24 protein-coding genes are annotated in these 25,387 nt (G+C 67.6%); 8 read left to right on the top strand and 16 right to left on the bottom strand.

From position 1 onward, the window contains the following. Nucleotides 1-897: 897 nt before the first annotated feature. Nucleotides 898-1,380: a hypothetical protein gene (locus P0086_RS06000; protein WP_275783535.1), complete on the bottom strand. Its 483-nt coding sequence runs from the start codon at nt 1,378-1,380 to the stop codon at nt 898-900. Between the two features lie 208 nt (nt 1,381-1,588). Here P0086_RS06000 and P0086_RS05995 point away from each other — a divergent pair, with 208 nt between their 5' ends. Continuing rightward, nucleotides 1,589-2,191, top strand: a complete 603-nt coding sequence (locus tag P0086_RS05995) for a superoxide dismutase (protein ID WP_112600370.1) — start codon at nt 1,589-1,591, stop codon at nt 2,189-2,191. A gap of 246 nt (nt 2,192-2,437) precedes the next feature. Here the strand turns inward: P0086_RS05995 and P0086_RS05990 are convergent, their stop codons facing one another. After that, nucleotides 2,438-3,136, bottom strand: a complete 699-nt coding sequence (locus P0086_RS05990) for a YafY family protein (protein ID WP_275783532.1) — start codon at nt 3,134-3,136, stop codon at nt 2,438-2,440. Nucleotides 3,137-3,261: 125 nt separating this feature from the next. On the opposite strand from P0086_RS05990, the gene P0086_RS05985 reads away from it, so the two are divergent. The 3 genes from P0086_RS05985 to P0086_RS05975 all read left to right on the top strand — a co-directional run bounded on the left by P0086_RS05985 (nt 3,262) and on the right by P0086_RS05975 (nt 5,653). Then, a complete protein-coding gene (locus tag P0086_RS05985; RefSeq protein WP_148653391.1) occupies nt 3,262-3,897 on the top strand; it encodes a LysE family translocator in 636 nt (211 codons plus the stop codon). A 225-nt stretch (nt 3,898-4,122) separates the two neighbouring features. After that, a complete protein-coding gene (locus P0086_RS05980) occupies nt 4,123-4,572 on the top strand; it encodes a cytochrome c (RefSeq protein ID WP_275783529.1) in 450 nt (149 codons plus the stop codon). 169 nt (nt 4,573-4,741) lie between these two features. After that, nucleotides 4,742-5,653 carry a cytochrome c gene (locus P0086_RS05975; RefSeq protein WP_275783526.1) on the top strand — a complete coding sequence of 304 codons (912 nt, stop codon included), beginning with the start codon at nt 4,742-4,744 and terminating at the stop codon, nt 5,651-5,653. A 93-nt stretch (nt 5,654-5,746) separates the two neighbouring features. Here P0086_RS05975 and P0086_RS05970 read toward each other — a convergent pair whose 3' ends face one another. Together P0086_RS05970 and P0086_RS05965 are read right to left on the bottom strand one after the other, a co-directional pair. Continuing rightward, a complete protein-coding gene (locus P0086_RS05970; RefSeq protein ID WP_112600002.1) occupies nt 5,747-6,244 on the bottom strand; it encodes a GNAT family N-acetyltransferase in 498 nt (165 codons plus the stop codon). A 387-nt stretch (nt 6,245-6,631) separates the two neighbouring features. Then, nucleotides 6,632-6,979 (bottom strand): hypothetical protein, encoded by a 348-nt coding sequence (locus tag P0086_RS05965; protein ID WP_275783523.1) that lies wholly within the window; start codon nt 6,977-6,979, stop codon nt 6,632-6,634. A gap of 176 nt (nt 6,980-7,155) precedes the next feature. Between P0086_RS05965 and P0086_RS05960 the strand changes: the two genes are divergently transcribed. The 3 genes from P0086_RS05960 to P0086_RS05950 all read left to right on the top strand — a co-directional run bounded on the left by P0086_RS05960 (nt 7,156) and on the right by P0086_RS05950 (nt 9,159). Next, nucleotides 7,156-8,067, top strand: a complete 912-nt coding sequence (locus tag P0086_RS05960; RefSeq protein ID WP_275783521.1) for a LysR substrate-binding domain-containing protein — start codon at nt 7,156-7,158, stop codon at nt 8,065-8,067. 395 nt (nt 8,068-8,462) lie between these two features. Next, a complete protein-coding gene (locus P0086_RS05955; protein WP_112600005.1) occupies nt 8,463-8,822 on the top strand; it encodes a type II toxin-antitoxin system RelE/ParE family toxin in 360 nt (119 codons plus the stop codon). Next, nucleotides 8,812-9,159: an XRE family transcriptional regulator gene (locus P0086_RS05950; RefSeq protein ID WP_112600006.1), complete on the top strand. Its 348-nt coding sequence runs from the start codon at nt 8,812-8,814 to the stop codon at nt 9,157-9,159. The genes P0086_RS05955 and P0086_RS05950 overlap by 11 nt, the downstream gene beginning before the upstream one ends. 170 nt (nt 9,160-9,329) lie before the next feature. Here the strand turns inward: P0086_RS05950 and P0086_RS05945 are convergent, their stop codons facing one another. The 9 genes from P0086_RS05945 to P0086_RS05905 form a co-directional block, all read right to left on the bottom strand. After that, nucleotides 9,330-9,761: a hypothetical protein gene (locus tag P0086_RS05945; RefSeq protein WP_148152076.1), complete on the bottom strand. Its 432-nt coding sequence runs from the start codon at nt 9,759-9,761 to the stop codon at nt 9,330-9,332. 128 nt (nt 9,762-9,889) lie between these two features. After that, entirely contained in the window at nt 9,890-12,226 is a 2,337-nt protein-coding gene (locus P0086_RS05940; RefSeq protein WP_275783514.1) for a glucose/quinate/shikimate family membrane-bound PQQ-dependent dehydrogenase, read from the bottom strand. Nucleotides 12,227-12,487: 261 nt separating this feature from the next. Beyond that, on the bottom strand, nt 12,488-13,156 hold the full coding sequence (locus tag P0086_RS05935) for a glutathione S-transferase family protein (RefSeq protein ID WP_275783512.1): 669 nt from the start codon (nt 13,154-13,156) through the stop codon (nt 12,488-12,490). A gap of 930 nt (nt 13,157-14,086) precedes the next feature. Further along, nucleotides 14,087-14,362, bottom strand: coding sequence for a hypothetical protein (locus P0086_RS05930; protein ID WP_112600364.1), 276 nt, complete (start codon nt 14,360-14,362; stop codon nt 14,087-14,089). Nucleotides 14,363-14,642: 280 nt separating this feature from the next. Next, a complete protein-coding gene (gene ada / locus P0086_RS05925; protein ID WP_275783511.1) occupies nt 14,643-15,770 on the bottom strand; it encodes a bifunctional DNA-binding transcriptional regulator/O6-methylguanine-DNA methyltransferase Ada in 1,128 nt (375 codons plus the stop codon). A gap of 40 nt (nt 15,771-15,810) precedes the next feature. Beyond that, on the bottom strand, nt 15,811-16,173 hold the full coding sequence (locus tag P0086_RS05920) for a nuclear transport factor 2 family protein (RefSeq protein ID WP_275783508.1): 363 nt from the start codon (nt 16,171-16,173) through the stop codon (nt 15,811-15,813). Between the two features lie 213 nt (nt 16,174-16,386). Further along, entirely contained in the window at nt 16,387-17,973 is a 1,587-nt protein-coding gene (locus P0086_RS05915; protein WP_275783506.1) for a protein adenylyltransferase SelO, read from the bottom strand. Nucleotides 17,974-19,439: 1,466 nt separating this feature from the next. Beyond that, complete coding sequence (locus P0086_RS05910; RefSeq protein WP_112600360.1) at nt 19,440-19,670, bottom strand: hypothetical protein; 231 nt, start codon at nt 19,668-19,670, stop codon at nt 19,440-19,442. A 27-nt stretch (nt 19,671-19,697) separates the two neighbouring features. Continuing rightward, on the bottom strand, nt 19,698-20,654 hold the full coding sequence (locus P0086_RS05905) for a homocysteine S-methyltransferase family protein (protein WP_148190659.1): 957 nt from the start codon (nt 20,652-20,654) through the stop codon (nt 19,698-19,700). 332 nt (nt 20,655-20,986) lie between these two features. Between P0086_RS05905 and P0086_RS05900 the strand changes: the two genes are divergently transcribed. Further along, on the top strand, nt 20,987-21,622 hold the full coding sequence (locus tag P0086_RS05900) for a TetR/AcrR family transcriptional regulator (protein WP_112600358.1): 636 nt from the start codon (nt 20,987-20,989) through the stop codon (nt 21,620-21,622). 28 nt (nt 21,623-21,650) lie between these two features. On the opposite strand, the gene P0086_RS05895 is transcribed toward P0086_RS05900, so the two are convergent. From P0086_RS05895 to P0086_RS05885, 3 genes are all read right to left on the bottom strand, one after another. Then, complete coding sequence (locus tag P0086_RS05895; RefSeq protein ID WP_275783500.1) at nt 21,651-23,744, bottom strand: S9 family peptidase; 2,094 nt, start codon at nt 23,742-23,744, stop codon at nt 21,651-21,653. Between the two features lie 197 nt (nt 23,745-23,941). After that, a complete protein-coding gene (locus tag P0086_RS05890) occupies nt 23,942-24,550 on the bottom strand; it encodes a YceI family protein (protein WP_275783498.1) in 609 nt (202 codons plus the stop codon). A 173-nt stretch (nt 24,551-24,723) separates the two neighbouring features. After that, nucleotides 24,724-25,350 (bottom strand): cytochrome b/b6 domain-containing protein, encoded by a 627-nt coding sequence (locus P0086_RS05885; protein ID WP_275783495.1) that lies wholly within the window; start codon nt 25,348-25,350, stop codon nt 24,724-24,726. Between the last annotated feature and the right edge of the window lie 37 nt (nt 25,351-25,387).

Genomic DNA, 25,387 nt, shown 5'->3' with positions numbered 1-25,387 from the left:
CCCCTCTGGCCTGCCGGTCATCTCCCCCACAAGGGGGAGAACACCTGCCGCAGCCACCCGCTCCAACCGGGGAGAGGCCCCGCCGCCCCTCCGTCATCCCGGCCCCCGAGCCGGGATCCAGCCGCGCCGCGTCCGCGGCGCGAGAGGTTCCTTTCGCGCGCAAGGACTTGCGCGCGCTGGATGCCGGATCAAGTCCGGCATGACGGGGGAAGTGGCAGTGCCGCCGGGGGCAAGCCCTCATTCTCGTGGCGGGAGTGACGAGGGCGGTGAGGGGCGGCGAGGGGCGTTCGCTCTAAGCCTCTGCGCCGCTGCCCCCACTCCGTCATCCCGGCCCCCGCGCCGGGATCCAGCCGCGCCGCGTCCGCGGCGCGAGAGGTTCCTTTCGCGCGCAAGGACTTGCGCGCGCTGGATGCCGGATCAAGTCCGGCATGACGGGGAGAGCGGCGGTGCGGCCGCGCCTTCGCCCGGTGCCGCGCCGCCTGAAGGACCTCCGGCAGCGCCGCCGGGCTTGGCCCTCCGCCTTGTGGCGAGCGTGGGGAGAGTCACGAGGGCGGCGAGAGTGGCGAAAGTGGCGAGGGGCAGCGAGGGGCGTTCGCTCCAAGCCTCTGCGCCGCCGTCCACCCCACCGTCATCCTGGTCCCGCGCCGGGCATGACGGCCCCGCGCCGTCGTCCAGCCGCCCCCTCCGTCATCCCGGCCCCCGAGCCGGGATCCGGCCGCGCCGCGTCCGCGGCGCGAGAGGACCCTTTTGCGCGCAAGGATTTGCGCGCGCTGGATGCCGGATCAGGTCCGGCATGACGGGGGAAGTGGCGGTGCCGCCGCGACTTCGCCTACCGCCGCGCCGCCTGGATGCCGGATCAGGCCCGGGACCACGGGGAGAGCGGCGGTGGCGCTGGCCTCATTCCGCGTCGTCGTCGCCGGCCGGCGCGGCCTTGCCGGCCTTCTGCCGCTCCAGCACGGCGGCGCGCTGCCTTTCAGTGAGCACGCGGACGAATTCGCGGCCGATCGGGCCGGTCACCTGGGCCTCCTTCGTCTCCTTGTCGTAGACGCAGGCAAACGTCACGCGCGCCTTTTCGCTTGCAGACCGGCCGGCGATCAGCGCCACGCCGTAGGCCGCAGTTCCCGTCTCGTCGACGTAGACGGTCTGGTTCTTCAGTGTCTCCGGCAGGGCGGCGACGCATTTCGCCTCGACATCGGCCCTGAATTCCGCCCAGGCGTCGGGGGAGGAGGCGAGCGCCGGGCCGGCGCCGAGCGCGGCCGCGAGCGGCAGGGCCAGAAGCGGGCGAGCGAGAAGCGGGCGGGCGAGGAGAGGGCGGGCGAGAAGCGGGCGGGCGAGGAGAGGGCGGGCGAAAAGGGGGCGGGCGGCGATGGGAAAGCGCATGCGATGGCCTTTCTGATTGCGAATCACGCCCGCAGCAATGGACGGCCGAGGCGGCGGTTCCAAGGCAGCGCCCGCAACCTTTGCGGGGAAGGAATTTCCTGACCAAGCGCAAATTTTGGCATCCAGCCGGTTGTCTGGAGAGGGCCGTCCCCCTATGTTCCGCTGCACGGATTTCTTTTAAAATTCCGCGCCTAAGAGGAGATACCCCATGGCCTTCGAACTTCCGCCGCTTCCCTACGATTACGACGCGCTCGCCCCCTTCATGTCGCGCGAGACGCTCGAATACCACCACGACAAGCACCACAAGGCCTATGTCGACAACGGCAACAAGCTTGCCGAGGAAGCCGGTCTCTCCAACCTGACGCTGGAGGAGATCGTCAAGAAGTCCTACGGCACCAACCAGGGCCTCTTCAACAATGCCGGCCAGCACTACAACCACATCCATTTCTGGAAGTGGATGAAGAAGGGCGGCGGCGGCAAGCAGCTCCCCGGCGCCCTGCAGAAGGCGATCGACAGCGACCTCGGCGGCTATGACAAGTTCAAGGCCGATTTCGTCGCCGCCGGCACCACCCAGTTCGGCTCCGGCTGGGCCTGGCTCTCGGTCAAGGACGGCAAGCTCGCCATCTCCAAGACCCCGAACGGCGAGAACCCGCTCGTCCACGGCGCTTCGCCCATCCTCGGCGTCGACGTCTGGGAGCACTCCTACTACATCGACTACCGCAACGCCCGCCCGAAATACCTGGAAGCCTTCGTCGACAGCCTGATCAACTGGGACTACGTCCTGGAAATGTACGAAGCCGCGACGAAGTAAGGCGCGCGCCTCATCCTTCGCAATGTCCGAAGCCCCGGCCGGAAACGGCCGGGGTTTTTCGTGCCCTGGAGGCGCCGGGCGGTCTCCGCTGACATGTCACGAGCGAGCACAGGCGACGGACATGGGCAGCACGACGATGACGATCCGCCTCAGCGCGGAGTGTTCATTCTCCGCGTCATCCACACGGCACGGAACTGGCCGGCGGAGGCATGGCCGGCGGAGGGATGGCCGGACTGAATGGCAGGCCTACCCCGCATCGCGCCGGCTCTCCGCCCAGCCGGAGATCCACAATTGCCGCAAGGCGTCGCCGCCGCCGCGGAAATGCGTGCCCGTCGCCGTGCAGGCCTCCACCCGGTCGGCGCGGAAGTTGCGGATCGCCTGGCGCAGCTCGCACCAGGCGACGACGTTCGCCGTCTCGGAATAGTAGATGAGGGCGATCGGGCGGATGGTGCGCTCGCTGGCGCGGCCATGTTCGTCCCGGTAGTCGATCAGGAGCTTCTCCTCGTCGCGGATCGCGCGCCGCACAGAGGCGAGGTCGATACCGTCCGGCTGGCGCGGTGCCGTGCCCCAGGCGTGCAGGGCGCGGGCCGAGAAGGTCTGGCGCAGCGGTGGCGGCACGGCGCCGGCGATCTTGTCGCCGGCCCGGCGGGCGGCGGCCTTCAGCTCGGCGTCGCCCTGGCGCTCGAGCAGGGCCAGCGCGAGTACGACGGCCTCGGTCTCCTCGATCGAAAACATCAGCGGCGGCAGGTCGAAGCCGGGCCGCAGGATATAGCCGATGCCGCGCTCGCCCTCGACCGGGACCCGCATCGCCTGCAGCGCGGCGATGTCGCGGTAGATCGAGCGCACCGTCACCTCCAGCCGCCCGGCGATCGCCGCCGCCGTGACCGGCTGGCGGGCGAGGCGCAGGATCTGGATGATCTCGAACAGCCGCGAAGCCTTGCGCATGGGGGCGTCGTCCTTTCGCAACTGACACATCCCTGTCAGTTGGCCTCGTCTATAGCAGGCTTCAAGCGCTTGAAACAGAACGAAGCATGGGGCTTCCGCGGGATCTGCGACAACGGACAACTGACATGACCTACAGCGAAAACCTCTGGCTCTTCTTCCTGCTCGTCTCCGGCATCATCATCGTGCCGGGCATGGACATGGTCTTCGTGCTGGCAAGCGCGCTCTCCGGCGGGCGCAAGGCGGGGCTCTCGGCCACCTTCGGCATCATGGCCGGCGGGCTGGTGCACACGCTCTATGCCGCGCTCGGCGTCGGCATGCTCCTGCATTTCGCGCCGAGGCTGTTCAATGCGCTGCTGCTGGCCGGCGCCGCCTATGTCGCCTATATCGGCTGGCAGCTCTTCCGCTCCTCGATTGTCGTCGATGCCGTGGGCTCCCTCGACCGGCGCGGCCTTGCCACCCGCTTCCGCCAGGGCGCGCTGACCAGCCTGATGAACCCGAAGGCCTATCTGTTCATGCTCGCCGTCTTCCCGCAGTTCCTGCGCCCGGAATTCGGCCCGCTCTGGCGCCAGACGCTCGTGATGCTGCTGATGATCTGGGCCACGCAGCTCGCCGTCTATGGCGGCCTGGCGCTCGCCGCAGCCCGCAGCCGCGACGCGCTGGTCGGCAGCCCCGCGGCCACCCGCCTCGTCGGCCGCGCAGCCGGCGTGCTGCTCGTCGCGATCGCCGCGGTCACGCTGTGGCGCGGCTGGGGATCGGTATGACGGCGGAAGGGGCGGGGAGGGCTCAGGCCTCGGCGGCGGCAGGCTGCGGCACGGCGGCGCGCTTCGCCTCGTCCAGCCTGCCCGCCCGCCGCCACCGCCGCCAGGCGGTCAACATCCGGGCAGGTCAACATAATGTTACTTGGACTGGGCCGTCCGCATGCAATCATGCCGCCGCCTGTGCCGGGCGGCGAACCGCCGGGCGCGAGAGCTTACCGGGAGTGATTCATGAAGTTGAAGATTTTTGCCGCGGCGTCCCTGCTCTGTCTTGGCGCCGCCGGCGCCGCCGAACTCGCAATGGCGCAGGAGCCGCAGGCCGTCCGCCAGCAGATGATGAAGGACGTCGGCCGCTCGATGGGCGCGCTCGCGGCGATCGCCAAGGGCGAGAAGCCCTACGACGCCGAGGTGGTGCGCGTCTCGCTCACGACGATCAGCCAGGTCTCCAAGACCTTCCCCGACCAGTTCCCCGCCGGCTCCGAGACGGGGGCGGAGACCGAGGCGAGCCCGAAGATCTGGGAGAACACGGACGATTTCCGCGCCAAGGCGGCACAGCTCGGCAAGGATGTCGATGCCACGCTCGCCACCCTGCCGGGCGACCAGGCCGCGGTCGCAGCCGCGATCGGCCCGATCGGCAAGAACTGCGGCGGCTGTCACGAGACCTTCCGCCTGAAGAAGTAGCGGCCCTTCATCGCCTGCACGGCCCTTCCGGGACCGCGTCCCGGCAGCATCAGGTCCCGACCACAGGATCGGGCCCTGGTGCGAGGTTGCCTTTTGTCGCGGCCGTGCGACGATGAGGGCGCGCCTGGCCGCAGCTTGCGGGCCGGTGCCATGAGCCTGGGATGAGACCATGAAGCTTCGCAGTCTTGCGCTTGCCGCCCTCGTCGTCGGCGCTGCCGGCATCGGCGCCTTCGCCTGGGCCACCGCGCCGGCGCGCAGTGCGGCCGAAAGCTGGCAGGGGCTGGGCGAGCCCAATCTCGCCAACGGCGAGCGCGTCTTTTCCGAGGGCGGCTGTTCCAGCTGCCATGCCGCCGCCGGGGCGGGCGAGGAGGGCCGGCTCGTCCTTGCGGGCGGCGCGCCGCTGAAGAGCCCGTTCGGCACGTTCTATCCGCCCAACATCTCCCCCGATCCCAAGGCCGGCATCGGCAATTGGTCGCTGCAGGACTTCGGCGACGCCATGCTGCGCGGGGTCGGCCGGCGCGGCGAGCATCTCTATCCCGCCTTCCCCTATGCCTCCTATGCGCGGATGACGCCGCGCGACGTCAACGATCTCTACGGCTACCTGAAGACGCTGCCGGCCAGCGGCAACGTCGCCCCGCCGCACGAGCTGCCGTTTCCGTTCAACTTCAGGCCGCTGCTCGGCGCCTGGAAATTCCTGTATCTGAATGATGCGCCGCGCGTCGTGCTCGCCAACAGCGATGCGAAGGTCGAGCGCGGCCAGTATCTGGTCGAGGGGCCGGGCCATTGCGGCGAGTGCCACACGCCGCGCACGTTCCTCGGTGGCCTCGAGACCGACCGGTGGCTCGCCGGGGCGCCAAACCCGGAGGGCGGCGCCGGGCGCGTGCCGAACATCACCTCCGGCGCGGGCGGCATCGGCGGCTGGAGCGCCTCCGACATCGCCTCCTATCTCGAGACCGGCTTCACCCCGGACTATGATTCGGTCGGCGGGGCGATGGTGGCGGTCCAGAAGAACATGGCCCGCCTGCCGGCTGCCGACCGCGAGGCGATCGCCGCCTATCTGAAGGCGGTCCCCGGCCATTGACGTCAGTGGACCCGGCGGAGACGCCGGCCGGCGCGGATCGGGCGGGACGGGGCGGCGTGCCGCGCCGGAGCCTGGGCGCGGCACCGGCCGTCGTCACACCAGTTGCTGGATGTAGCGCATGCCGGTGACCGGGCCGGCCTTGAAGCTCATCTGCTCGTAGAAGCGGTGCGCGCCGAAATTGCCGGTGGCGGCGCTGACCGACAGGTAGCTGCAGCCGGCGATGCGCGCCTGCTCGCGGGCGCGGGCGACGAGATGGCGGCCGATGCCGGTGCCGCGGTGCCCCTCGCGCACGAAGATCTGGTGCAGTTCCATGCCGCGGCGGCCTTCCATCGCCCGGTAAAGCGGCACGAGGATGGCGTAGCCGATCAGCTGGCCGCCCGCCTCGGCGACGAGCGCGGAGATCCAGGGCGAGCTGCCGAACAGGTCGCGGTCGAGGTCGTTGGCGGTGATCTTCGCCGCGTCGCCATGGCATTCGGCATGCAGCGCGATCATGTCGAGCAGCTGGCGCAGGTCGCCGGGCCGGGCGGCGCGGATGGTCAGCACGGCGGGGCGTTCGACGGGCGGTGTTTCAAGCTTGATGACGGCGTTCATGACAAGGCTCCTTCGGGTCTTTCGTGCCACCAGGTGCCTTAGAACAACAAAGCCGCCTGATGGCGGCTTTGTTGACGTGATGATCGAACAGGCCGCTCCTATCGGAACAGCCAAAAATACGTATGCGCGATGGGTGCGTTCGTGATCATGGCGGCGATATTCTCCAAATCCGTGCGGATGTCAATCGGGAAATGCGGCAAGGGGGAAGGGGCACTTCAAGGGGGCGACCAAGGCCCATTGGCCGGGCGCGTTCGCCGGCCGCAGTCGGGTAAGCCGCTCGCCGTCATCGCTGCCCCGCATCCGCCTGCCGGCACCTTCTCCCCGCTTGCGGGGAGAGGGTCGGGGTGAGGGGCAGCGATGCGCCTGCGGTCGGCCATCGACAGGCATTCAACTTGGCAGCGGCATCCACCTTCGCGCCGATGGTCGAATCTCGATGATGCCGCAGACGCTGGTGTTCACGGTGAGAAGGAGCAATCCGCTGCCATCGGGGAACACCGCCATGATGCCGGATGTCCATGAGCGGTGCCGGGCGGTGGCCGATCCCTCGAATGTGTCCATGCTGCGGCCGAGTTCCGCGGAATCGAGCAGTCTGTGTTGACCACCGCGTTCCCGGACGAGTTCGAGCAGCGAGTCTATCGATGGACATGTTTCGGCCCGCGCCAGGCCGCCGCCGGCAAGCAATGAACAGACCAGTGCTGCCGTTGCTGCCCAACTCGGTGCAATGACCCTATCCATTTTCGCACCTCTCATCCGCAGATATGCGAAGGCGCCTTGAACCGGGAATGAGCAAATCGATCCGCGATCCCAGAGCGCTCGCCTGAACCATAGCTTGCTCAGGTTCGATTGCTTTGACAAACGAATAGGGCTTACATTGAACATCAGCGAAATTGGCGATTGGGGCGCGTGCCACCATGCCGACGGACGTAGGTTCAAAGCCGGATTCTGCAGTCCTTCTGGGGCTGGACAGTTCGCTTCTGCGAAGTCTGATCGCAGTCGTCGAAACCGGCAGTTTCGTCGGCGGCGCGCGGATAGTACACCGCACGCCGTCAGCGATCAGCATGCAGATGAAGAGGCTTGAAGCGCAGGTCGGACAGCCGGTCTTTGCCCATCAAGGACGATCGGTCGTGCTGACACCGGCAGGTGAAGTGCTTCTCACATATGCGCGGCGCGTTCTCGGGATCGCGGACGAGGCAATCATGCGGTTCAACCGCCAATCGCAGAAAAGCACCGTGCGATTGGGAATGACCGACGAGTATGCCATTGCGTTCCTCCCCTCCGTTCTGGCCAGTTTTGCGGCCGCCCATCCGTTGGTGGAAATCCAGGTGACTTGCCGGTTGAGCACTGTGCTGTCCGACATGATCGACGACGGCGAACTGGATGTGGCTCTCGTGACGGCGAACTCCACGGGCCGGGCCGGGCCGCCCGCCGGTGGGATCTTTCGTGATCGGCTCGTCTGGGCGGCGGCTCCCCAGGGGACGGCTCACCTGCGTCGTCCCCTCCCGATCGCGGTGGGGCCTCCGAGCTGCATGTGGCGGAAGGCTGCCGTCGATGCGCTCGATGCCGCGGGTATTTCGTACCGTCTCGCTTGCACAAGCGAAAACTACGCAGGCCAGCTTGCGCCGGTGCTCGCCGAGCTGGCGGTCGCACCCTTGCCGTGCTCAGCCTTGCCGTCCGGCGTGACATCATTGGGGCCGGAAGACGGGCTCCCCGCTGTCGGCTATTTCGAGATAGCCTTGCGGCGCAGCCATCAGGCATCCGATGAACTGACACGCGCCGTCATTGATCACGTCGGGGCCTATTTTCAGACGCGCCTGCCTGTTTGACCGTTTGCCCGATTGGCTGGACGACGCGCGATGATCGCCTCTGTGCCTCGTCGAAAGGACCGCCAACCGGCGACGGTGGCGGCTTTACGCCCACCAGCAGCCCGAGCGCTCGGAAACCGCTGGCCTCCGCAATGCTTTTGTGCGGGGGTGAAATGCAGCTCAACTTCTGATAGACGCGTCTGTGTGGCTGGACCTCACCAACGATCCGCGCCAGAGCTGACATCCAGGAACTCATGAGAGCACTGGACCGCGTCATCCTGAGCTTTGAGCCCGTAAGTTTGGGAGACATAACAGTTCTTCGACCCAAGCGCGTTTGCCGCTGAGGCATGACCTTGGGTCATGTGCCTTTCGGGCTTGACTTTATATCTTTTAATATATATTTCTTAGGGCGGACAATGTCATACGACGTGAAATTCCATCCCGACTTCGTTCCTGAATGGAAGGAGTTGGAGATGGGATTGAAGGAATTGGTTGGCGAGGTTTTGGACCACCTGGAAGACGACGGCCCGTTCTTGGGTCGCCCTGAGGTGGATAGGCTTTCGGGTTCCGGCCACACCAATATGAAAGAGATTAGAGTTACGTTTGTAAAGCAGGTGTGGCGTTTCGCCTTTGCCTTCGACCCCGACCAGGCTGCCATTGTCCTTTGCGGCGGGGAGAAGCAAGGTAAGAACCAAAAGCTCTTTTACAAACAACTCATAAGCAAGGCTGACCAGCGTTTCGATTCCTGGCTGAAGGATAAAAAAGTTGAGCAATGACTGGAAGACGCTACGCGCCGAACTCCCGGAAGACGTTCGTTCGCGCCTTGACGAAAAGCGCGAAACGCGTCGCTTGGGAAAAGCTCTGGCTGAAGTGCGTAAGGCGATGAAGGCAACCCAGCAGGAAGTTGCCACTCGTGCTGCTATGACGCAGAACACCGTTTCGAAGATCGAGAGCGCTGACGATGTCCTCATCTCTTCAGTCGTACGCTACATGCACTCCATTGGAGGCGGTGTCGAGCTTGTCCTGAAGACACCTGACGGCAAGGCAAAGCGGGTCGACTTCGATCCCGAAATCTATGTAAAGCAATACGCACCATCGAAAGGTAGCGCGTAATCACGCGTGCGAGCCCCCGGCAATTCCGGGCCGCGCGCACCGGCCTTGACCGAGCCGCGGCGAAGGGTGCGGGTTGAGCCCTCCCCGCAGGTGTTCGGGGGGAGGGGCCATTGTCCGGCGGCTGCGCCGGGGCCGCGCCTGCGGCACCGGCGTTGCGCCTCGCCTGCGGGTCAGAGTTCGGTGGTGGCGATCTCGTCTGCGGCCTCGGCGGCGTCCTCGGAGACGCCGAGCTTTTCCTCGATCGCCTTGCGGATCTCGTCTTCGACGGCGGCGCGCTCCTCGGGCGGCATCGCTTCCAGGTCGTCCTCGGAAATCCCCATCGACTGCAGGATCTGCGCGCGCAGGCGCTCGGCCGGGTCCATCTCCGCCCAGGCGAGCAGTTCGTCGCGCGGGCTGGGGACGCTGCTGTCCTCCGTCGCCCCGAGCGTCCACAGCGAGCTCGCAAAGCCCGAGGTTCCGAGCGACGGGCCGATCGTCGGCGCAGCAACACTCGCCGTCGTGCTGCCGCGGCCGGAGCCGGAGGTGTCGCCGCCTTGGGTGAAGTTGCGCGGCTGCTGCAAGGAATAGGCGTAGGCCGTCAGGCGGCCGTTGTCGATCTTCATCGGACGTCTCCCCGTGGCGCGGGAGCTCCGCGCGATCGCTGGTTACGATTCCCGCGCGCTTTCGGCGGGATCGGGGAGACGCTAGGTTGTACAGCTTATGCGAGCCTTGCAGCCGGCGGGAGCCCGGCCTACGGCAGCGTATAGGCGATCACGTAGTCGCCGGGCTTGGTGCCGACCGAGCCGTGCCCGCCGGCGACGATCAGCACGTACTGCCTGTCGCCCACGGTGTAGGTCATCGGCGTCGACTGGCCGCCGGCGGGAAGCCGCGCCCGCCAGAGTTCGGCTCCGCTGGTCACGTCATAGGCGCGCAGGTAGTCGTCGACGGCCGCCCCCAGGAAGGCGACGCCGCCCTTGGTGATGATCGGCCCGCCGATGCCGGGCACGCCCACCTTGAAGGGCAGCGGGATCGGCGACATGTCGCGCACCGTGCCGTTCTTCAGCTTGTAGGCGATCTTGCCGGTGCGCAGGTCGGCGCCGGCGACATAGCCCCAGGGCGGCGCCTGGCAGGGGATCGCGAGCGGCCCCAGGAACGGCCCCATGTAGACGCCGTAGGGCGCGCCCTCGTTGCGGTTCAGCCCCTGCTCGGAGCCCTTCTCGTCCTGCGCCCGCGGCGGGATCTGGTCGCGCGGCACCAGCCTGGAGGTGAAGGCGAGGTAGGTCGGCATGCCGAACATGATCTGCCGCTCGGGATCGACGGCGACGGAGCCCCAGTTGAACACGCCGAAATTGCCGGGATAGACGAGCGTGCCCTCGATCGAGGGCGGCGTGTAGCGCCCCTCGTATTTCAGCCGGTGGAAGTCGATGCGGCAGGCGAGCTGGTCGAACATCGTCACCCCCCACATGTCCTTTTCCGTCAGCGGATCGGGCATGAAGGTGAGATCGGAGACGGGCTGCGTCGGCGCGGTGAAGTCCTCCGGGATCGCGCCGGACGGCGCCGGGAACTCGGTCACCGGGATGATCGGCTCGCCGCTGCGCCGGTCGAGCACGTAGATGTCGCCCTGCTTGGTCGGCCCGACCAGCGCCGGCACCACCGTGCCGTCCGCCTTGGTGAGGTCGAGCAGCGCCGGCTGGGCGGGCACGTCCATGTCCCAGAGGTCGTGGTGGACCGTCTGGCGCACCCAGCGCACCTGCCCGGTCTGGATGTCGAGCGCCACGATCGAGGAGGCGTATTTCTCCACGCTGTCGCTGCGGCCCATCCCGAGCTGGTCGGGCACCTGGTTGCCGAGCGGCACGAAGATCAGCCCGAGCGCCTCGTCATAGGAGGAGACCGACCAGCTGTTCGGCGAATTGGTGGTGTAGGTCTCGCCCGCCGGCAGCGGCGTGGTCACGTCCGGATTGCCCGAATCCCAGTTCCAGACGAGCGCGCCGGTATCGATGTCGAAGGCGCGGATCACCCCGGACTGCTCGTGGATCGAGTAGTTGTCGTTGACCGCGCCCGCGACGATGATCTTGCCGCCGACGGCGACCGGCGGCGAGGTCGAGTAGTAGTAGCCGGCGGGGTTGTATTTCATGCCGGCCTTCAGATGCAGCACGCCGTTGTCGGCGAAGCCGGTGCACACCCGCCCGTTCGCCGCATTAAGCGCGATCAGCCGCGCGTCCGAGGTCGGCAGGTAGACGCGCTCGGCGCAGGGAGCGCCCGGCTGGGCGGCCGGATCCTTCCAGTAGGTGACGCCGCGGCAGGTCTGGTGCTGGCGGTCCGGGTTCATGCCGGAATTGCTGTCGAACTTCCACTTCTCCTCTCCCGTCGCGGCATCGAGCGCGATCGCCCAGTTGTGCGGCGTGCAGAGATAGAGCGTGTCGCCGATCTTGAGCGGTGTCACCTGGTAGGTCGTCTCGCCGACGTCGTCGGGCAGCTTCACGTCGCCGGTCTGGTACTGCCAGGCGACCTTCAGCGTGCCGACGTTGCCGGTGTTGATCTGGTCGAGCGGCGAATAGCGCTGGCCGTAGGGCGTGCGGCCGTACTGGTGCCATTCGCCGGGCGGCACGTCGCCGCCGAGCGCCGGCGCGGCGTTCATCGCCTCGACCGGCAGGCTGCCGCGGATGTCGCGCACGTCCTGCGTCATCGCATAGGCTGCAACGCCGATCGCGGCGATGGTGGCGACGGCGAGCGGCAGCAGCGAGGCCGGATAGGCCTGGCCCGTCGGGCTCGTGAACCCGAGCGGCCGGCGGATCGAAGGCAGCATCAGCCACAGGCCGAGCAGCACGATGATGCCGCCGCGCGGCCCGAGCTGCCACCAGTCGAAGCCCACCTCCCACACCGCCCAGGCGAGCGAACCGAGGATCAGCGCCGCATAGACCCAGATCGCCAGCGGCCGCTTGAGGAACAGGAGGATCCCGGTTGCGAGGAAGCCGATCCCGGCGATCACGTAGTAGGGGCTGCCCCCGAGCGCCACGAGAATGCCGCCGCCCGCAACGAGCGCGATGCCGATCAGGTCGAAGAGGAGGGCGGTGAGGACGAGGAGCATGCGGGGTTCTCCGATGGATGCGGGCGGGGCGGGACGGCGCGGACCGCCGCGGCCAACAGGTCCGCCGCCGCCCGCAACCGTCCGGTCGTCAACGAAGAACTAGCGCTCGCTTGCGTGCAATCAACGGGTGCGGGAAGCGGGAAGCGCCGCGCAGGGGAGAGAGGCACGCCTGCCGCTTTCCGTGCCACCGCGGCCGCCCATCGTCGCCCGTCGCTCGAACGTTGCCGGCAACCGTCCCGGTTCGCGGCCGCGCCGGTCGACCTACCGCGCTCCGCCCTCGGCGGCGGAAGACGCGGCGGTGAAGACCGCCAGCTGCGCGGCGAAGGCGCGGCGGTAGGCCGGCCGCGCCTCGCCGCGGGCGATATAGGCCGAAAGGGTCGGATAGTCGTCCAGGAGCCCCGATCCCTTCAGCCGCAGCAGCACCGACACCATCTGCAGGTCGCCGGCGCTGAAGGGGCCCTCCAGCCACTCGTTATCGCCGAGGCGATCGGACAGCTGGGACAGCCGCCTGCGGATGCGCGCGTCGACCATGGCGAGGCGCTGCTCGTACCAGCTCTCGCCGCCCTCCAGGAACCGGGCCGTCTCGCGCTCGACGATCGGCGGCTCCATCGTCGAGACCGCGGCAAACATCCAGGCGATCGCCCGCGCCCGGGCATCGGCATCCTGCGGCAAGAGGCCGGCATGGCGCGCGGCGACATGCAGCACGATCGCGCCGGATTCGAACAGCGCCAGGTCGCCCTCCTCATAGGTCGGGATCTGCCCGAACGGCTGCAGCGCCAGATGCGCCGGCTCCTTCATCGCCTTGAACGAAAGAAGCCGCACCGCGTAGGGCTGGCCCACCTCCTCGAGCGCCCAGCGCACCCGCATGTCCCGCGCCAGCCCCCGGCCGCGGTCGGGCGAATTCGCAAAGGCGGTAATGGTGATCGTCATCGCTGTCCTCCATCGCGTGTCTGACTGGAAGACGGATGGGGTAGGGAAAATCCGACACGGCGGATTGGAGGGCGGAGCATCCGATTCTGTCGCGATCCAGCCATGGCGGCTTTCGGCCCTTTGCAGTCATGACTGAAACCTGCTTGAATGGCTGTGATTGATGATTTTGCATCAGAGGCGCGGCACGGCAGGCTTCATAAGTGAAGAATTTAACGTTCAGAAACATTTTGGAACCAAAACTAGCCGATCTTGGCTACAACAAAGTGCAGAAGCTCCTATATCGATCAAAGGACTATGGCCCAGCTGTCGAACACTTCTTGGAGTTCGAGTTATGGGGTGGTCCCTTGCACTACGTTTCCTGTGATTTTGGTATCGCAAACAAGGATGCGCTTCGCTTTGCGACGGAATGCTTGTCGTTGTATGGCGGAGCGATCTATCGCCGCCTCCCGGTGACAGCGCCCGTATTCAACGCTCGCTGCCAGGTCGGTCGGTTTTGCGAATGGGGACGAAGAGACGCTCTCGGGATCAGCGAACTCGGCGCAAATGAAGTCTCAGATCGGGCCCTAAAAGACATAGAGGAGATCATCCTCCTTAAAGCAGGCCCGATTTCCACTTTGGAGGCATTCGCGAGCCAAATACTGGCAGACGAGCCGTGGATGCCGTGGCTGACGTCTAACGGGGCCATGCGAGCCGCTGAGTATATTTACGCCGCAAGGCAAGTCGGGATCAGTCGTTCCGCCATTGCCTCGAACCTCGAGCCGTTTTCGTCTAGTGTCAAAAGAGGCCTCGATCGAGAAACCGACGCATCCATATTTCTCGAACAATCGCTGTCACACTGGGGTAGATAGCCGGATAGTCTTGCGTCGCGTCGAGGGCCATCTAACGTCCGCTGTCGGCCCCAAGCGGTGATTTATATGCGGAGCTGCCAGTTTACTTCGTAAACCATCGCTCGATTACCAAACCGGTCTGCATATCTATCTGATGTCGCCATCCATTAAAGGTTGTCGCAAAAACTTTTCCGTCAGCTTCATCAATGGCAACGTATTGCTCTATCCCGTGGTCTTCGTTGGCGCACCAAAGAATATTGTCGCTGCCATCAATGGCCCAGAGGGAAGCGGTGCGAGGAGAGCTCCCCGATGTCTCAAACAGCAGGATTTTAACATCACCTACGTGCAAGGTTTGGGAGACCGGCTGCCGCGGAAGCATCTGTATTCGTTACGCCCCTGTCGAATTCTCTAATGCTCTTTTGTCCTGACGCCGCTGTCAAGGTTGAGGAGAGTCGCAGCGAGTGCGGAAATGACATGACCGCTTTTGGCACAAAGCCGTCATGATGAGACTGTTCGACTGCCGCGGGACCAATACCCTCGCCTGACGTCCCGCAGAAAGTCTGCAGCACCTCTTCGCCGGGTTTCGGCGGCGCGGCAGGCGGAAAAGTCCGGCGGGTCGTCGTCGGGGCGGGCGCTTGCGCGCCCAGCCTCGCTGCCGGTCAATCGGTCCGCCCCGGCGCAGAGCCGCCACGGTCCGCCGCCGCAGGCTCCGCCGCCTTCGCCTCGCGCTGCTGATCGCGGCCGCCGCCGCGAACCGCGTCCGCCTCGCGCCGGAGCAGCGCCCCCTTGCGCTCCAGGCCCCAGGTGTAGCCGAAGGCCGTGCCGTCCGTCTTCATGACGCGGTGGCAGGGGATGGCGACGGCGAGGGCATTGTTGGCGCAGGCGCTCGCCACCGCCTTGGCGGCGCGCGGATGGCCGATCTTCCGCGCGATGTCGGCGTAGCTGACGGTGTCGCCCGGCGCCACCGCCTGCAGCGCGCGCCAGACCCTGCGCTGGAAGGCGGTGCCGCGGATGTCGAGGGGCAGCGCCAGCCCGATCGCCGGCGCCTCGACCATACCGACCACCCGGGCGATCACGTCCTCGTAGTCGCGGTCGCCGCCGATCAGCCTGGCCCGCGGGAACCGGTCCTGTAGGTCGCGCAGCAGGGCGTCGGGGTCGTCGCCGAGAAGGATGGCTGCGACGCCCTTCTGGCTCGAGGCGACGAGGATCGCCCCGAGCGACGTCTGGCCGAGCGCGAAGCGCAGGCTCTCCTTCTTGCCGCCGGCCTTGTAGCGGGACGGCGTCATGCCCAGCGATCGATGGGTGATCGCGTAGAAGCGGCCGCTCGAATTGAAGCCGGTATCGTAGATCGTCTCGGTCACCGGGCGGCCGCGGGCAAGATGGCTGCGAACGGCGGCCGCCCGCTTCTCCTGCGCATAGGCGCGCGGGGTCATGCCGGTCTGCGCGCGGAAGATGCGATGGAGATGGCCTTCGCTCACCCCCAGCGCATGCGCCAGCGCGCCGACCGGCGGCGGACTGTCCAGCGCCTCGATCAGCCGGCACGCCTCCGCGACGATCCCGGCATTGCGGGCCGCAAACGTCGCCTCGTTCGGCCGGCAGCGCCGGCAGGGTCGAAACCCGGCCGCTTCGGCGTCCGCGGCGCTGTCGAAGTGGCGCAGGTTTTCCGGGCGCGGCGGCCGCGAGATGCAGGTGCTGCGGCAATAGATGCCGGTGGTGACGACGCCGCGCCAGCGCCCCTGGCCGTCAGGGCGCTTGTCCGGCCCCTGTCCCGACGCGGCGTCCGTCATCAGGCCGCATCCCGGCGCATCGAGCCGAACGGGTTGTCGATCAGGTAGCGCCACAGCCCGTCCTCGCCGCGGCGGGCGATGTCGGTGGCGGTCGCCACCATGTTGATCTCGGTGCCGTCGCGGGCGGTGCCGATGTAGGACCAGTCGAGAATGAGCGAGGCGATGTTGCCGGTGACGACATGTGCCGCTGGGTGATCGACATCTGCAGGCCGAGCGCGAAGTATCGCGCCAGTTCCGCCCCGATCGCCGCGCGGCCGACATGCGGCCTGCCGCCGGCGTCGATGATCATGCCGTCCGGATCGTAGAAGCCGAGCATGGTCTCGACGTCGAGCGAGTTGAGATGGGCCAAAAGGGCCGGAACGATGCCGTCCGGGGTGGAGGCGAGGGTGAGTTTCTGCGTCATGGGTCTTCCCGTCGATTGGCACGCTCGCACCGCGCGAGCCCCATTCCAATCGCAGAATTGCGGCTGCGCGACACTCCGGTTTCTGATCTCAGATTCCGGCGAGGGGCAGGCGCGCCCCGGTGCGGGGCCAGTGCGGGGCCAGTGCGGGCCCGGTCCGACCCAGCGCGGCCCAGTGCAGCCCCGGTGCGCCCGCAGCGGTGCCGGCCCCGCCCCTCACGTCCCGCAGAAGGTCTGCAGCACCTCTTCGCCGGGTTTCGGCGGTTCGGCGAAGGCGGCAAAGCCCGGCTGGTCGTCATAGGGGCGGGCGAGTGCCGTGTTCATCGCTTCGAACAGCGAGAAGTCCTGCTCCTCGACCGCCGCCGCGATCGCCGCCTCGATGCGGTGGTTGCGCGGGATCAGGGCGGGGTTGACGGCGCGCATCGCCGCCGCCCGTTGCGCCGCGCTGCGGCCGTCCTGCGCGGTCCGCGCGCGCCAGCGGGCAAGGAAGGGCGCTGCCGCGCTGTGATCGGCAAGGAGTGCGGCGAAGGCGGCATCGGCGGCGGCGTCTTCCGCGGCATCCGACAGCCGGCGGAAGGCGAGGGTGAAGTCGGCCTTCTGCTCCAGAAGCAGCGCCAGGAAGGCGCGGATGAGGTCGGTGTCCTCGTCCCCACGCTCCTCGCCGGCCCTGCCGCCATCGCTGACGCCTGGCAGCCCGAGCTTGGCGCGGATCACCCCGTCCCATTCCTGCTGGAACCGCTCCATGTAGCGGCCGATCGCGTCGTTGGCCCGGTCGACGGCCTCGCCGGGCGTCTCGTGCAGCAGCGGCAACAGCGTCTCGGCGAGGCGGGCGAGGTTCCACTGGCCGATCATCGGCTGGTTGCCATAGGCATAGCGCCCGGTCTGGTCGATCGAGGAGAAGACGGTACGCGGGTCGTAGGCGTCCATGAAGGCGCAGGGGCCGAAGTCGATCGTCTCGCCGGACACGGCCATGTTGTCGGTGTTCATGACGCCGTGGATGAAGCCGACGCCGAGCCAGCGCGCAATCAGCGCCGCCTGCCGGCCGGCCACCGCATCGAGAAGCTGCAGGTAGCGGTCGTCGCCGGCGCCGGCAAGCTCCGGATAGTGCCGGTCGATCACGTGGTCGGCGAGGATGCGGATGCGGTCGTTGTCGCCGCGGGCGGCGAAGAACTGGAAGGTGCCGACGCGGATGTGGCTCGCCGCCACCCTCGTGACGATGGCGCCGGGCAGCACCCGCTCGCGATAGACCGGCTGGCCGGTGGTGACGGCGGCGAGCGCCCGCGTCGTCGGAATGCCGAGCGCGGCCATCGCCTCGCTGACGAGATATTCGCGCAAGACCGGGCCGAGGGCGGCCCGCCCGTCGCCGCGCCGCGAGAACGGCGTCTGGCCAGAACCCTTCAGCTGGATGTCGCGCCGGCCGCCGTCGGGGCGCACCACCTCGCCCAGGAGGATCGCCCGCCCGTCGCCGAGCTGCGGCACGAACTGGCCGAACTGGTGGCCGGCATAGGCCATGGCGATCGGCTCGGAGCCCGGAAGGAGGCGGTTGCCGGAGAAGATCGCCGCTCCGTCCGCCTCGAGCGCGTCGGCGTCGAGCCCCATCTCTTCCGCAAGCGCCCGGTTGAACGTCACAAGCCGCGGCGCCGCCACCGGCGTCGGCTCGACGCGGGCGAAGAAGCCCTGCGGCAGCCGCGCATAGGAATTGTCGAAGGCGATCGGCCCCGCCTCGGTTCGTCCCGCCTCGATCCGCCTTCTCTCGATCGGCCCCGTCTCGATCCGCTCTGGTCGGCTCGCCGTCTCGGTCATGGCTCTCTCGCGCTCCGTCTCGTCTCGGCTCCAGACTATTCGATAGGAACGCGCAAGGCGAGCAAAAGTCCCGCTGGCATCGGGGGATCGACAGTGGCATCGCCAAGCGGAACGGGTCGGCCGGAGGTGGGCCGCCCAATGGATCCGTCATGCCGGCCTTCGAGCCGGCATCCAGCACGCGCAAGTCCTTGCGCGATAAAGACTTTCTCGCGCCGCAGACGCGGCGCTGCTGGACCCCGGCTCGGGGGCCGGCATGACGGTCGAGAGGGGGACGCGGCCCGCCGGCCGAAGCGGGCTGGGCAAGGGTTGGGGAGCGCGGCACTCACAACCTCCGTCACACCGGCCTCGAGCCGGTGTCCAGCCCGCGCAAGTCCTTGCGCGATCAAGCACTGTTTGCGCCGCAGACGCGGCGCTGCCGGACCCCGGATCGGGTCCGGGGTGACGACGGAGGGGAACGCATCGCCAGGGCGCTCAAGCCTCCGGACACACGTTTTCGGGACAGGCCACCCAACGGCGCCGCCCTGCCGGACCTGATCCGGCATCCAGCCGCTAAAGTACCGTTCGCGCCGCAGACGCGGCGCTGCTGGATGCCGGCTCGGGGGCCGGCATGACGGTCGAGAGGGGGACGCGGCCCGCCGGCCGAAGCGGGCTGGGCAAGGGTTAGAAAGCGCGGCACTCACAACCTCCGTCACACCGGCCTCGAGCCGGCATCCACCGCACAAGGCCTTGCGCGATCAAGCACCGTTCGCGCCGCAGACGCGGCGCTGCTGGATGCCGGCTCGGGGGCCGGCATGACGGTCGAGAGGGGGACGCGGGCCGCCGGCCGAAGCGGGCTGGGCAAGGGTTCGAAAGCGCGGCACTCACAACCTCCGTCACACCGGCCTCGAGCCGGTGTCCAGCCCGCGCAAGTCCTTGCGCGATCAAACACCGTTCGCGCCGCAGACGCGGCGCTGCTGGATGCCGGCTCGGGGGCCGGCATGACGATCGAGAGGGGGACGCTGCCCGCCGGCCGAAGCGGGCTGGGCAAGGGTTCGAAAGCGCGGCACCCACAACCTCCGTCACACCGGCCTCGAGCCGGTGCCGAGCCCGCGCAAGTCCTTGCGCGATCAAGCACTGTTTGCGCCGCAGACGCGGCGCTGCTGGATGCCGGCTCGGGGGCCGGCATGACGGTCGAAAGGGGGACGCTGCCCGCCGGCCGAAGCGGGCTGGGCAAGGGTTCGAAAGCGCGGCACTCACAACCTCCGTCACACCGGCCTCGAGCCGGTGTCCAGCCGCGCAAGTCCTTGCGCGATAAAGACTTTCTCGCGCCGCAGACGCGGCGCTGCTGGACCCCGGATCGGGTCCGGGGTGACGATGGAAGAGAGCGCGTCGCCTTCACGGTCTTCCGGATCGAGCCGCGGCATGAAGAAACCAAACGCCCCGCAGGAAAACGGCCCGCCTTTCGGCGGGCCGCTGGCGCATTCGGGCTAGCGCCCGTAGGTGCGGTTGCGGCGGGACCCGGACGGGTTGCGGAAGTCGGCGCGCCTGGCGATGTGGCCGTCCAGCCCCTCCAGGCCGCTAAGGTCGATCGGGCCGCAGCCCCAGTCGTAGTTGGGCCGTCCGAGCCAGCCGGTAAACAGCCGCCCGAACATGCCCGTACTCTCTGCCTTTGAATGGCCGGCCCTATGGCCCCTGCGATGATGCTCCTTCGTCGACATGACGATATCTCCTCAAGATCTTCTCCTTCAGGCGCTCATGGCCGGCTGCGGCATGCAGGCCTGGCAGATGGCGCCGATGTGGCGGTGGTCGGTGCCGCAGCAGCCGCCGAGAATGCGCAACTGCGGCATCCGGCGGACGAGCTCGCCGTAGCGGCGGCCGAAGTCGTCGGGGTCGCCGGCGTCCAGCGTCTCGCTCTCGTCGAGCTCCTGGTGGCTCATCGCCGAGGCGTTGGCGCGGATGCCGCCGATCCGCCGGACCCAGCCGCTGCCATGATCGAGCGCGTCTTCGAAATGGCTCGGATGCGCGCAGTTGATCATGTAGAACAGCGGATAGCCGTCGGTGGCCGCGTCCACGGCCTCGATCGCCTCCTGCATGGTCTTGCCGGTGACGATCCTGCCGTCCGTCTCGACGGTGAACGAGATGACACAGGGGATCGCGGCCTTTTTCGCCGCCCGTGCCACGCCGATCGCCTCGTCGATGTTGGTCAGGGTGACGGCGCTGATCATGTCGGCGTCGGTTGAGGCAAAGGCCTCCACCTGCGGCCGGTGATAGGCCTCCGCTTCGTCGGCGCTCATGTTGCCGGCCTTGTAGCCGTCGCCGCGCGGCCCCATCGCGCCGTTCAGCACGATCGGCTGGCCGGGACGCTCGTATTGCGCCCGCAACTGTGCCAGAAGCCCGACCGCCTCCTCGTTCACGGCTCTCAGTGCGGCGGCGTCGTAGCCGAGCTTTTCCGCCCAGTCGGGGTTTGCCCGCCAGGTCGGCGTGTCGAGCACGAAGCCCGCGCCCGCCTTGCGCGCCAGTTCGAGGTAGCGGACGTAGTAGTCCTTCAGCTTGCGCCGCCCCTCGGGGCTGGCCATCAGCACGAAGGATGCGAAAAGCGGCAGTTCCACGCCCTCGTGGAAGATCATCGTCGTCTCCATGCCGCCATCGGTCAGGAACCGATCACCCTTTGTCAGCGGCAGGCCATGTCTGTACTTCGCCATAACTGTCTCCACTCGTTGAACTTCCGTCCCGGAAAAGTCTGGAGCGGGCGCGGTCTTGCGAACGCGCCAAATGAGAGCCATGTCATGTTCAGTGTTTTTTTGGTTTTCCCTCAATGCGGTTTCGTCACGAGGGTATTCCCACATTTTCCGAAACGCGCGTGGATTTTTGCCTGTTTTCCGCCTGTAAAACTAGGCGTCTTGTGGTCAAGATTCACAAGGAAGGCGTCATATATGCGATAAATCAATTGCTTGGCGCCTGCTTTCACGTCAATGTTAACAGTGTTGGCGGGGCGTGAGGGGCGAAAACTGTACCATTGGTACGGGAGGCGACGATGCGCAAAGGGGATGAAACGCGCGCACGGATACTGCAGGTGGCAGAGGCCGCCGTGCTCGCCAAGGGCTTCGCCGCGACCTCGATCGAGGAGCTGATCACCGAGACCGGCATCACCAAGAGCGGGTTCTTCTACCATTTCCACGACAAGAACGAGCTGGCCAAGGCGCTGCTCGAGCGCTACCTGGAAAACGACAACCGCATCTACGACGAGATCTTCGGCCGCGCCCGCGAACTGGCCGACGACCCGCTGCAGGCCTTCCTGCTGGGGCTGAAGCTCCTGTCGGAGCAGCTCTCCGACCTGCCGAACGGCCATCCCGGCTGCCTCGTCGCCGTCATGTGCGTGCACGAGCGCGCCTTCGACCGCGGCATCCAGGAGATCAACCGCCAGGCGGCGCTGGCCTGGCGCCGCCGGTTCCGGGCGATGTTCGAGGAGATCCTCGCCGTCTACGAGCCGCGCGAACGCCTCGACGTCGACCAGCTCGCCGACATGGTCTCCACCGTCCTCGAAGGCGGCATCGTCATGTCCAAGGCCCTGCGCGACCCCAAGAGCCTGCCCGACCAGCTCCTGGTCCTGCGCGCCTTCGTGCGCATGCTGTTCCGGGGTGGCGCCGAGCGCCGGACCGCGGCGACCTGACAGCCCAGGCCACCTTGACGCACGCCCCTCACATCTTCCCCGCCACCTTGATCGCGAAGGCGTATTCGAAGGCGATTTCTTCCAGGCGTTGGAAGCGGCCGGAGGCGCCGCCGTGGCCGGCGCCCATGTTGGTGCGCAGCAGGATCGGGGCGTCGCCGGTCGCCTTCTCGCGCAGCTTCGCCACCCACTTGGTCGGCTCCCAGTAGGTCACGCGCGGATCGGTCAGGCCCGAGAGCGCCAGGATCGGCGGATAGGCCTGTGCTGCGACGTTGTCGTAGGGCGAGTAGGAGGCCATCAGCGTGTAGAACGCCGCGCTCTCGATCGGGTTGCCCCATTCGGCCCATTCCGGCGGCGTCAGCGGCAGCGTGTCGTCGAGCATGGTGTTCAGCACGTCGACGAAGGGGACGGCGGCGATGATGCCGCCGAACTTCTCCGGCGCCATGTTGGCGACCGCCCCCATCAGCATGCCGCCGGCCGAGCCGCCCTCGGCGACGATTTTTGCGTAGGAGGTGAACTTCTCCTTGTCCAGGAAATCGGCGGCGGCGATGAAGTCCTTGAAGGTATTGGGCTTCTTCTCCATCTTGCCGTTCTCGTACCAGGCGTAGCCCTTCTCCTTGCCGCCGCGGATATGGGCGATGGCATAGACGAAGCCGCGGTCGACGAGCGACAGGCAGTTGGTGTTGAAGCCGGCGGGAATGGAAATGCCGTAGGCGCCGTAGCCGTAGAGCAGGCAGGGGGCGGTGCCGTCGAGCGGCGTGTCCTTGCGGTAGAGCAGGGTGACCGGCACGCGCTCGCCGTCATGGGCGGGGGCGAAGACGCGGCGGGTGACGTAGTCGTCGATCACGTGGCCGGACGGCACCTCCTGCGTCTTCAGGAGCGTGCGCTCGCGGCTCGCCATGTCGTAGTCGTAGAGCTGCGAGGGCGTCGTCATCGAGGAATAGGTGAAGCGGATGACGTCGGTGTCGTATTCGGCCGCCCCCGACAGCCCGAGCGAATAGGCCTCTTCCGCAAAGGCGATCGCGTGCTGTTCGCCGCTCTTGCGGTCGCGCACGATGATGCGCGGCAGCCCCTCGTGGCGCTCCAGCCAGACGAGGTGGCGGGCAAAGGCGAGATGGTTGAGGATCAGCGTGCCCGGCCGGTGCGGCACCACCTCGCGCCAGTTCTCCCGGCTCGGCGCGTTCACCGGCGCCTCCATGATCTTGAAGTCCTTGGCGCCGTCGGCATTGGTCAGGATGTAGAAGACGTCGCCGCCCTCCGTCATCGAATATTCCAGCCCCGTCTGCCGCGGCGCGACGATCGCGGGCTCGGCGAGCAGGTCCTTCGTCGAGAGCAGCCGGTATTCGCTGGTCTCGTGGTCGTGGATGTCGATGTAGATGAAATCGTCCAGCAGCGAGCCGCCGACCGACATGAAGAAGCCCGGATCCTTCTCCTCGTAGACGAGCCGGTCCTGCGACTGCGGCTCGCCGAGGATGTGGTGGAAGATCTTCGAGGGCCGGTGGTTCTCGTCCTGCAGCGTATAGAAGAAGCTCTTGCCGTCCGGCGCCCAGACGCCGCCGCCGCCGGTGTTCTCGATCAGGTCGTGCCGATCCTCCAGCGTCTCGAGGTCGCGCACCTTCAGCGTGAAATATTCCGAGCCCTTGTCGTCATAGCCCCAGATGCCGAGCGTGTGGTCGCTGGAGTGGTCGATGCCGGAAAGCCGGAAATAGCCCTTGCCCTCGGCCTCCCGGTCGCCGTCGAGCAGGAGCCTCTGTTCGCCGCCCTCGCGCGGGGTGCGGAAGTAGCGCGGCTGCTCGCCGCCGGTGACGTAGGACGTGCCGTAGGCGAACGGCCCGTCCTTCACCGGCACCGAGCTGTCGTCCTCCTTGATCCGCCCGCGCATCTCCGCAAAGAGCTTCTTCTGCAGGTCCTTCGTGTCCGCCATCGCCGCTTCCATATAGGCGTTCTCCGCCTCCAGGTGGGCGCGGATCTCCGGATCGAGGATCGAGGTGTCCTTGAACATCGCCTGCCAGTTGTCGGCGCGGAACCAGGCGTAGTCGTCGGTGCGGGTGATGCCGTGGCGCGTGTCCGTGACCGGCTTCTTCGTGGCGATCGGGGCTGCGGGCAGGGACTTGAAGGCGGACAAGGCGATACTCCGGATGGGGCCGGTGGATCGACAGGGATCCAGAGCGGCGGGAACGACAGAGATAGAGAGAGGCCGGGCGCGCATCAAGACGCTTTGGCGCGATGGCGGGGTCGTCCCGGTGTTTCGGACGCCCGGCCCGGGGGCGGCCGGGGCTTCCGGATGCCGCGGATCCCGGACGTTCCGCCGAAGCGGCCGTCTCACCGCCTGACGGCGCGGATGTCCATGTCGAACTTGACGACGTTGAGGTAGATCGGCACGCCGACGTCCATCCGGTAGCGCGAGCGGTAGACGTCGCCGGTGACGGCGAAGGCGATCGACCGGCCGGCCAGTTGCTGCAGCCGCACGGCGAACTGTTCCCTGTGGGTGATGCCGCGCGCCGTCAGCATGCCGTCGACGATCGCCGCATCCTCGCCGGTCTGGCGCACCGCGGTCGAGCGGAAGGTCACGGTCGGATAGGCGGCCGCGTCGAAGACGGCGCTGGAGCGGAGGAAGTTTGCGATGCGGTCCTCGGTCGCCGCGACGCTCTGCGGATAGATCGTCAGCGACACCGTCGAGGCGCCGATCCGGCGGCCGTCGATCCTGAGGACGCCCGAGAATTTCGTGAAACGGCCCTTGATGCCGCCACCGCCGATCTGGTCGACGGTGAAGCGGATCTGCGAGGAGCCGGCGATGTCGTAGGTGCCGGCCGCCTCGGAGAGCGCCGGCGTGCGCGAAAGCACAGGCGTGGCGCAAAACAGGGCGGCGAGCGCGACGAGGGCAGGCGCCCCGGCCGATGCCGCAGCCTTCGGCGCCCCGGCGCCGGGCACGCCACCCGGAGCCCATGCCGTCGCCCCGACTGGAGCCCTGACTAGGGTCTCGACTGCCCCGACAGCGGCCTCGAACGCCGCCCTAAATGCCGCCCCGATTACGGCCCCGACAGTGGCCCGGGTGATGGTCCGGCCTGTCGTCCTGTCCGCGATTCCGTCTTCCGCCCGCGCTCTCATCGCCGCATTCTCCCGCCTGTTCCGTCACCTGTTCCGCCACCGTGGCCGCCGGTTCGCGGATCGGTCGCCGGCATGCGGCCGAGCATGCGCAGGAGCACCGCGTCGCGGCGGATGTAGTGGTGATAGAGCGCTGCGGCGGCGTGCAGGGCTGCAAGCGCTGCGAGCAGATAGGCCGCAGCCGCATGCACCAGCGACCAGAACGCCTCGCCCGCCGCACTGCGCGGCAGCGGCAGCGCCGGGACGATCAGCACGTCGAACAGGAGCGTCGGCATGCCGAGCGTCGAGGTCGAGACGACCGCCCAGCCAGACAGCGGCACCAGCAGGCAGAGCAGCGCCAGCAGCACATGGGTCGTCCAGGACGCCTGCCGCTCGATCGGCCCGAGGCCGGCGACCGGCTGCGGGTGGGGGGCGAAGAGCCACAGGGTCTCACGCAGGGCCGCAAGCACCAGCACGCAGAGGCCGACCGACTTGTGCCACTGGTAGAGCGAGAACTGCAGCACCGGATCGATCTCCGTCCGGCGCATGGCAAAGCCGATGCCGATCAGCGCCAGCACGAGGCCCGCGATCAGCCAGTGCAGGCAGATCGCCGGTATGCCGTATCCCGCCTGTCGTCGCCTTTCCATGCCGCGACCTCACCGAAACCGGCCGGCTCCCGGGCCG

The organism is Mycoplana sp. MJR14 (assembly GCF_029210525.1).
In the GTDB taxonomy this organism is placed as follows: Bacteria; Pseudomonadota; Alphaproteobacteria; order Rhizobiales; family Rhizobiaceae; genus Mycoplana.
This window is presented reverse-complemented; position numbering and strand designations above follow the sequence as displayed.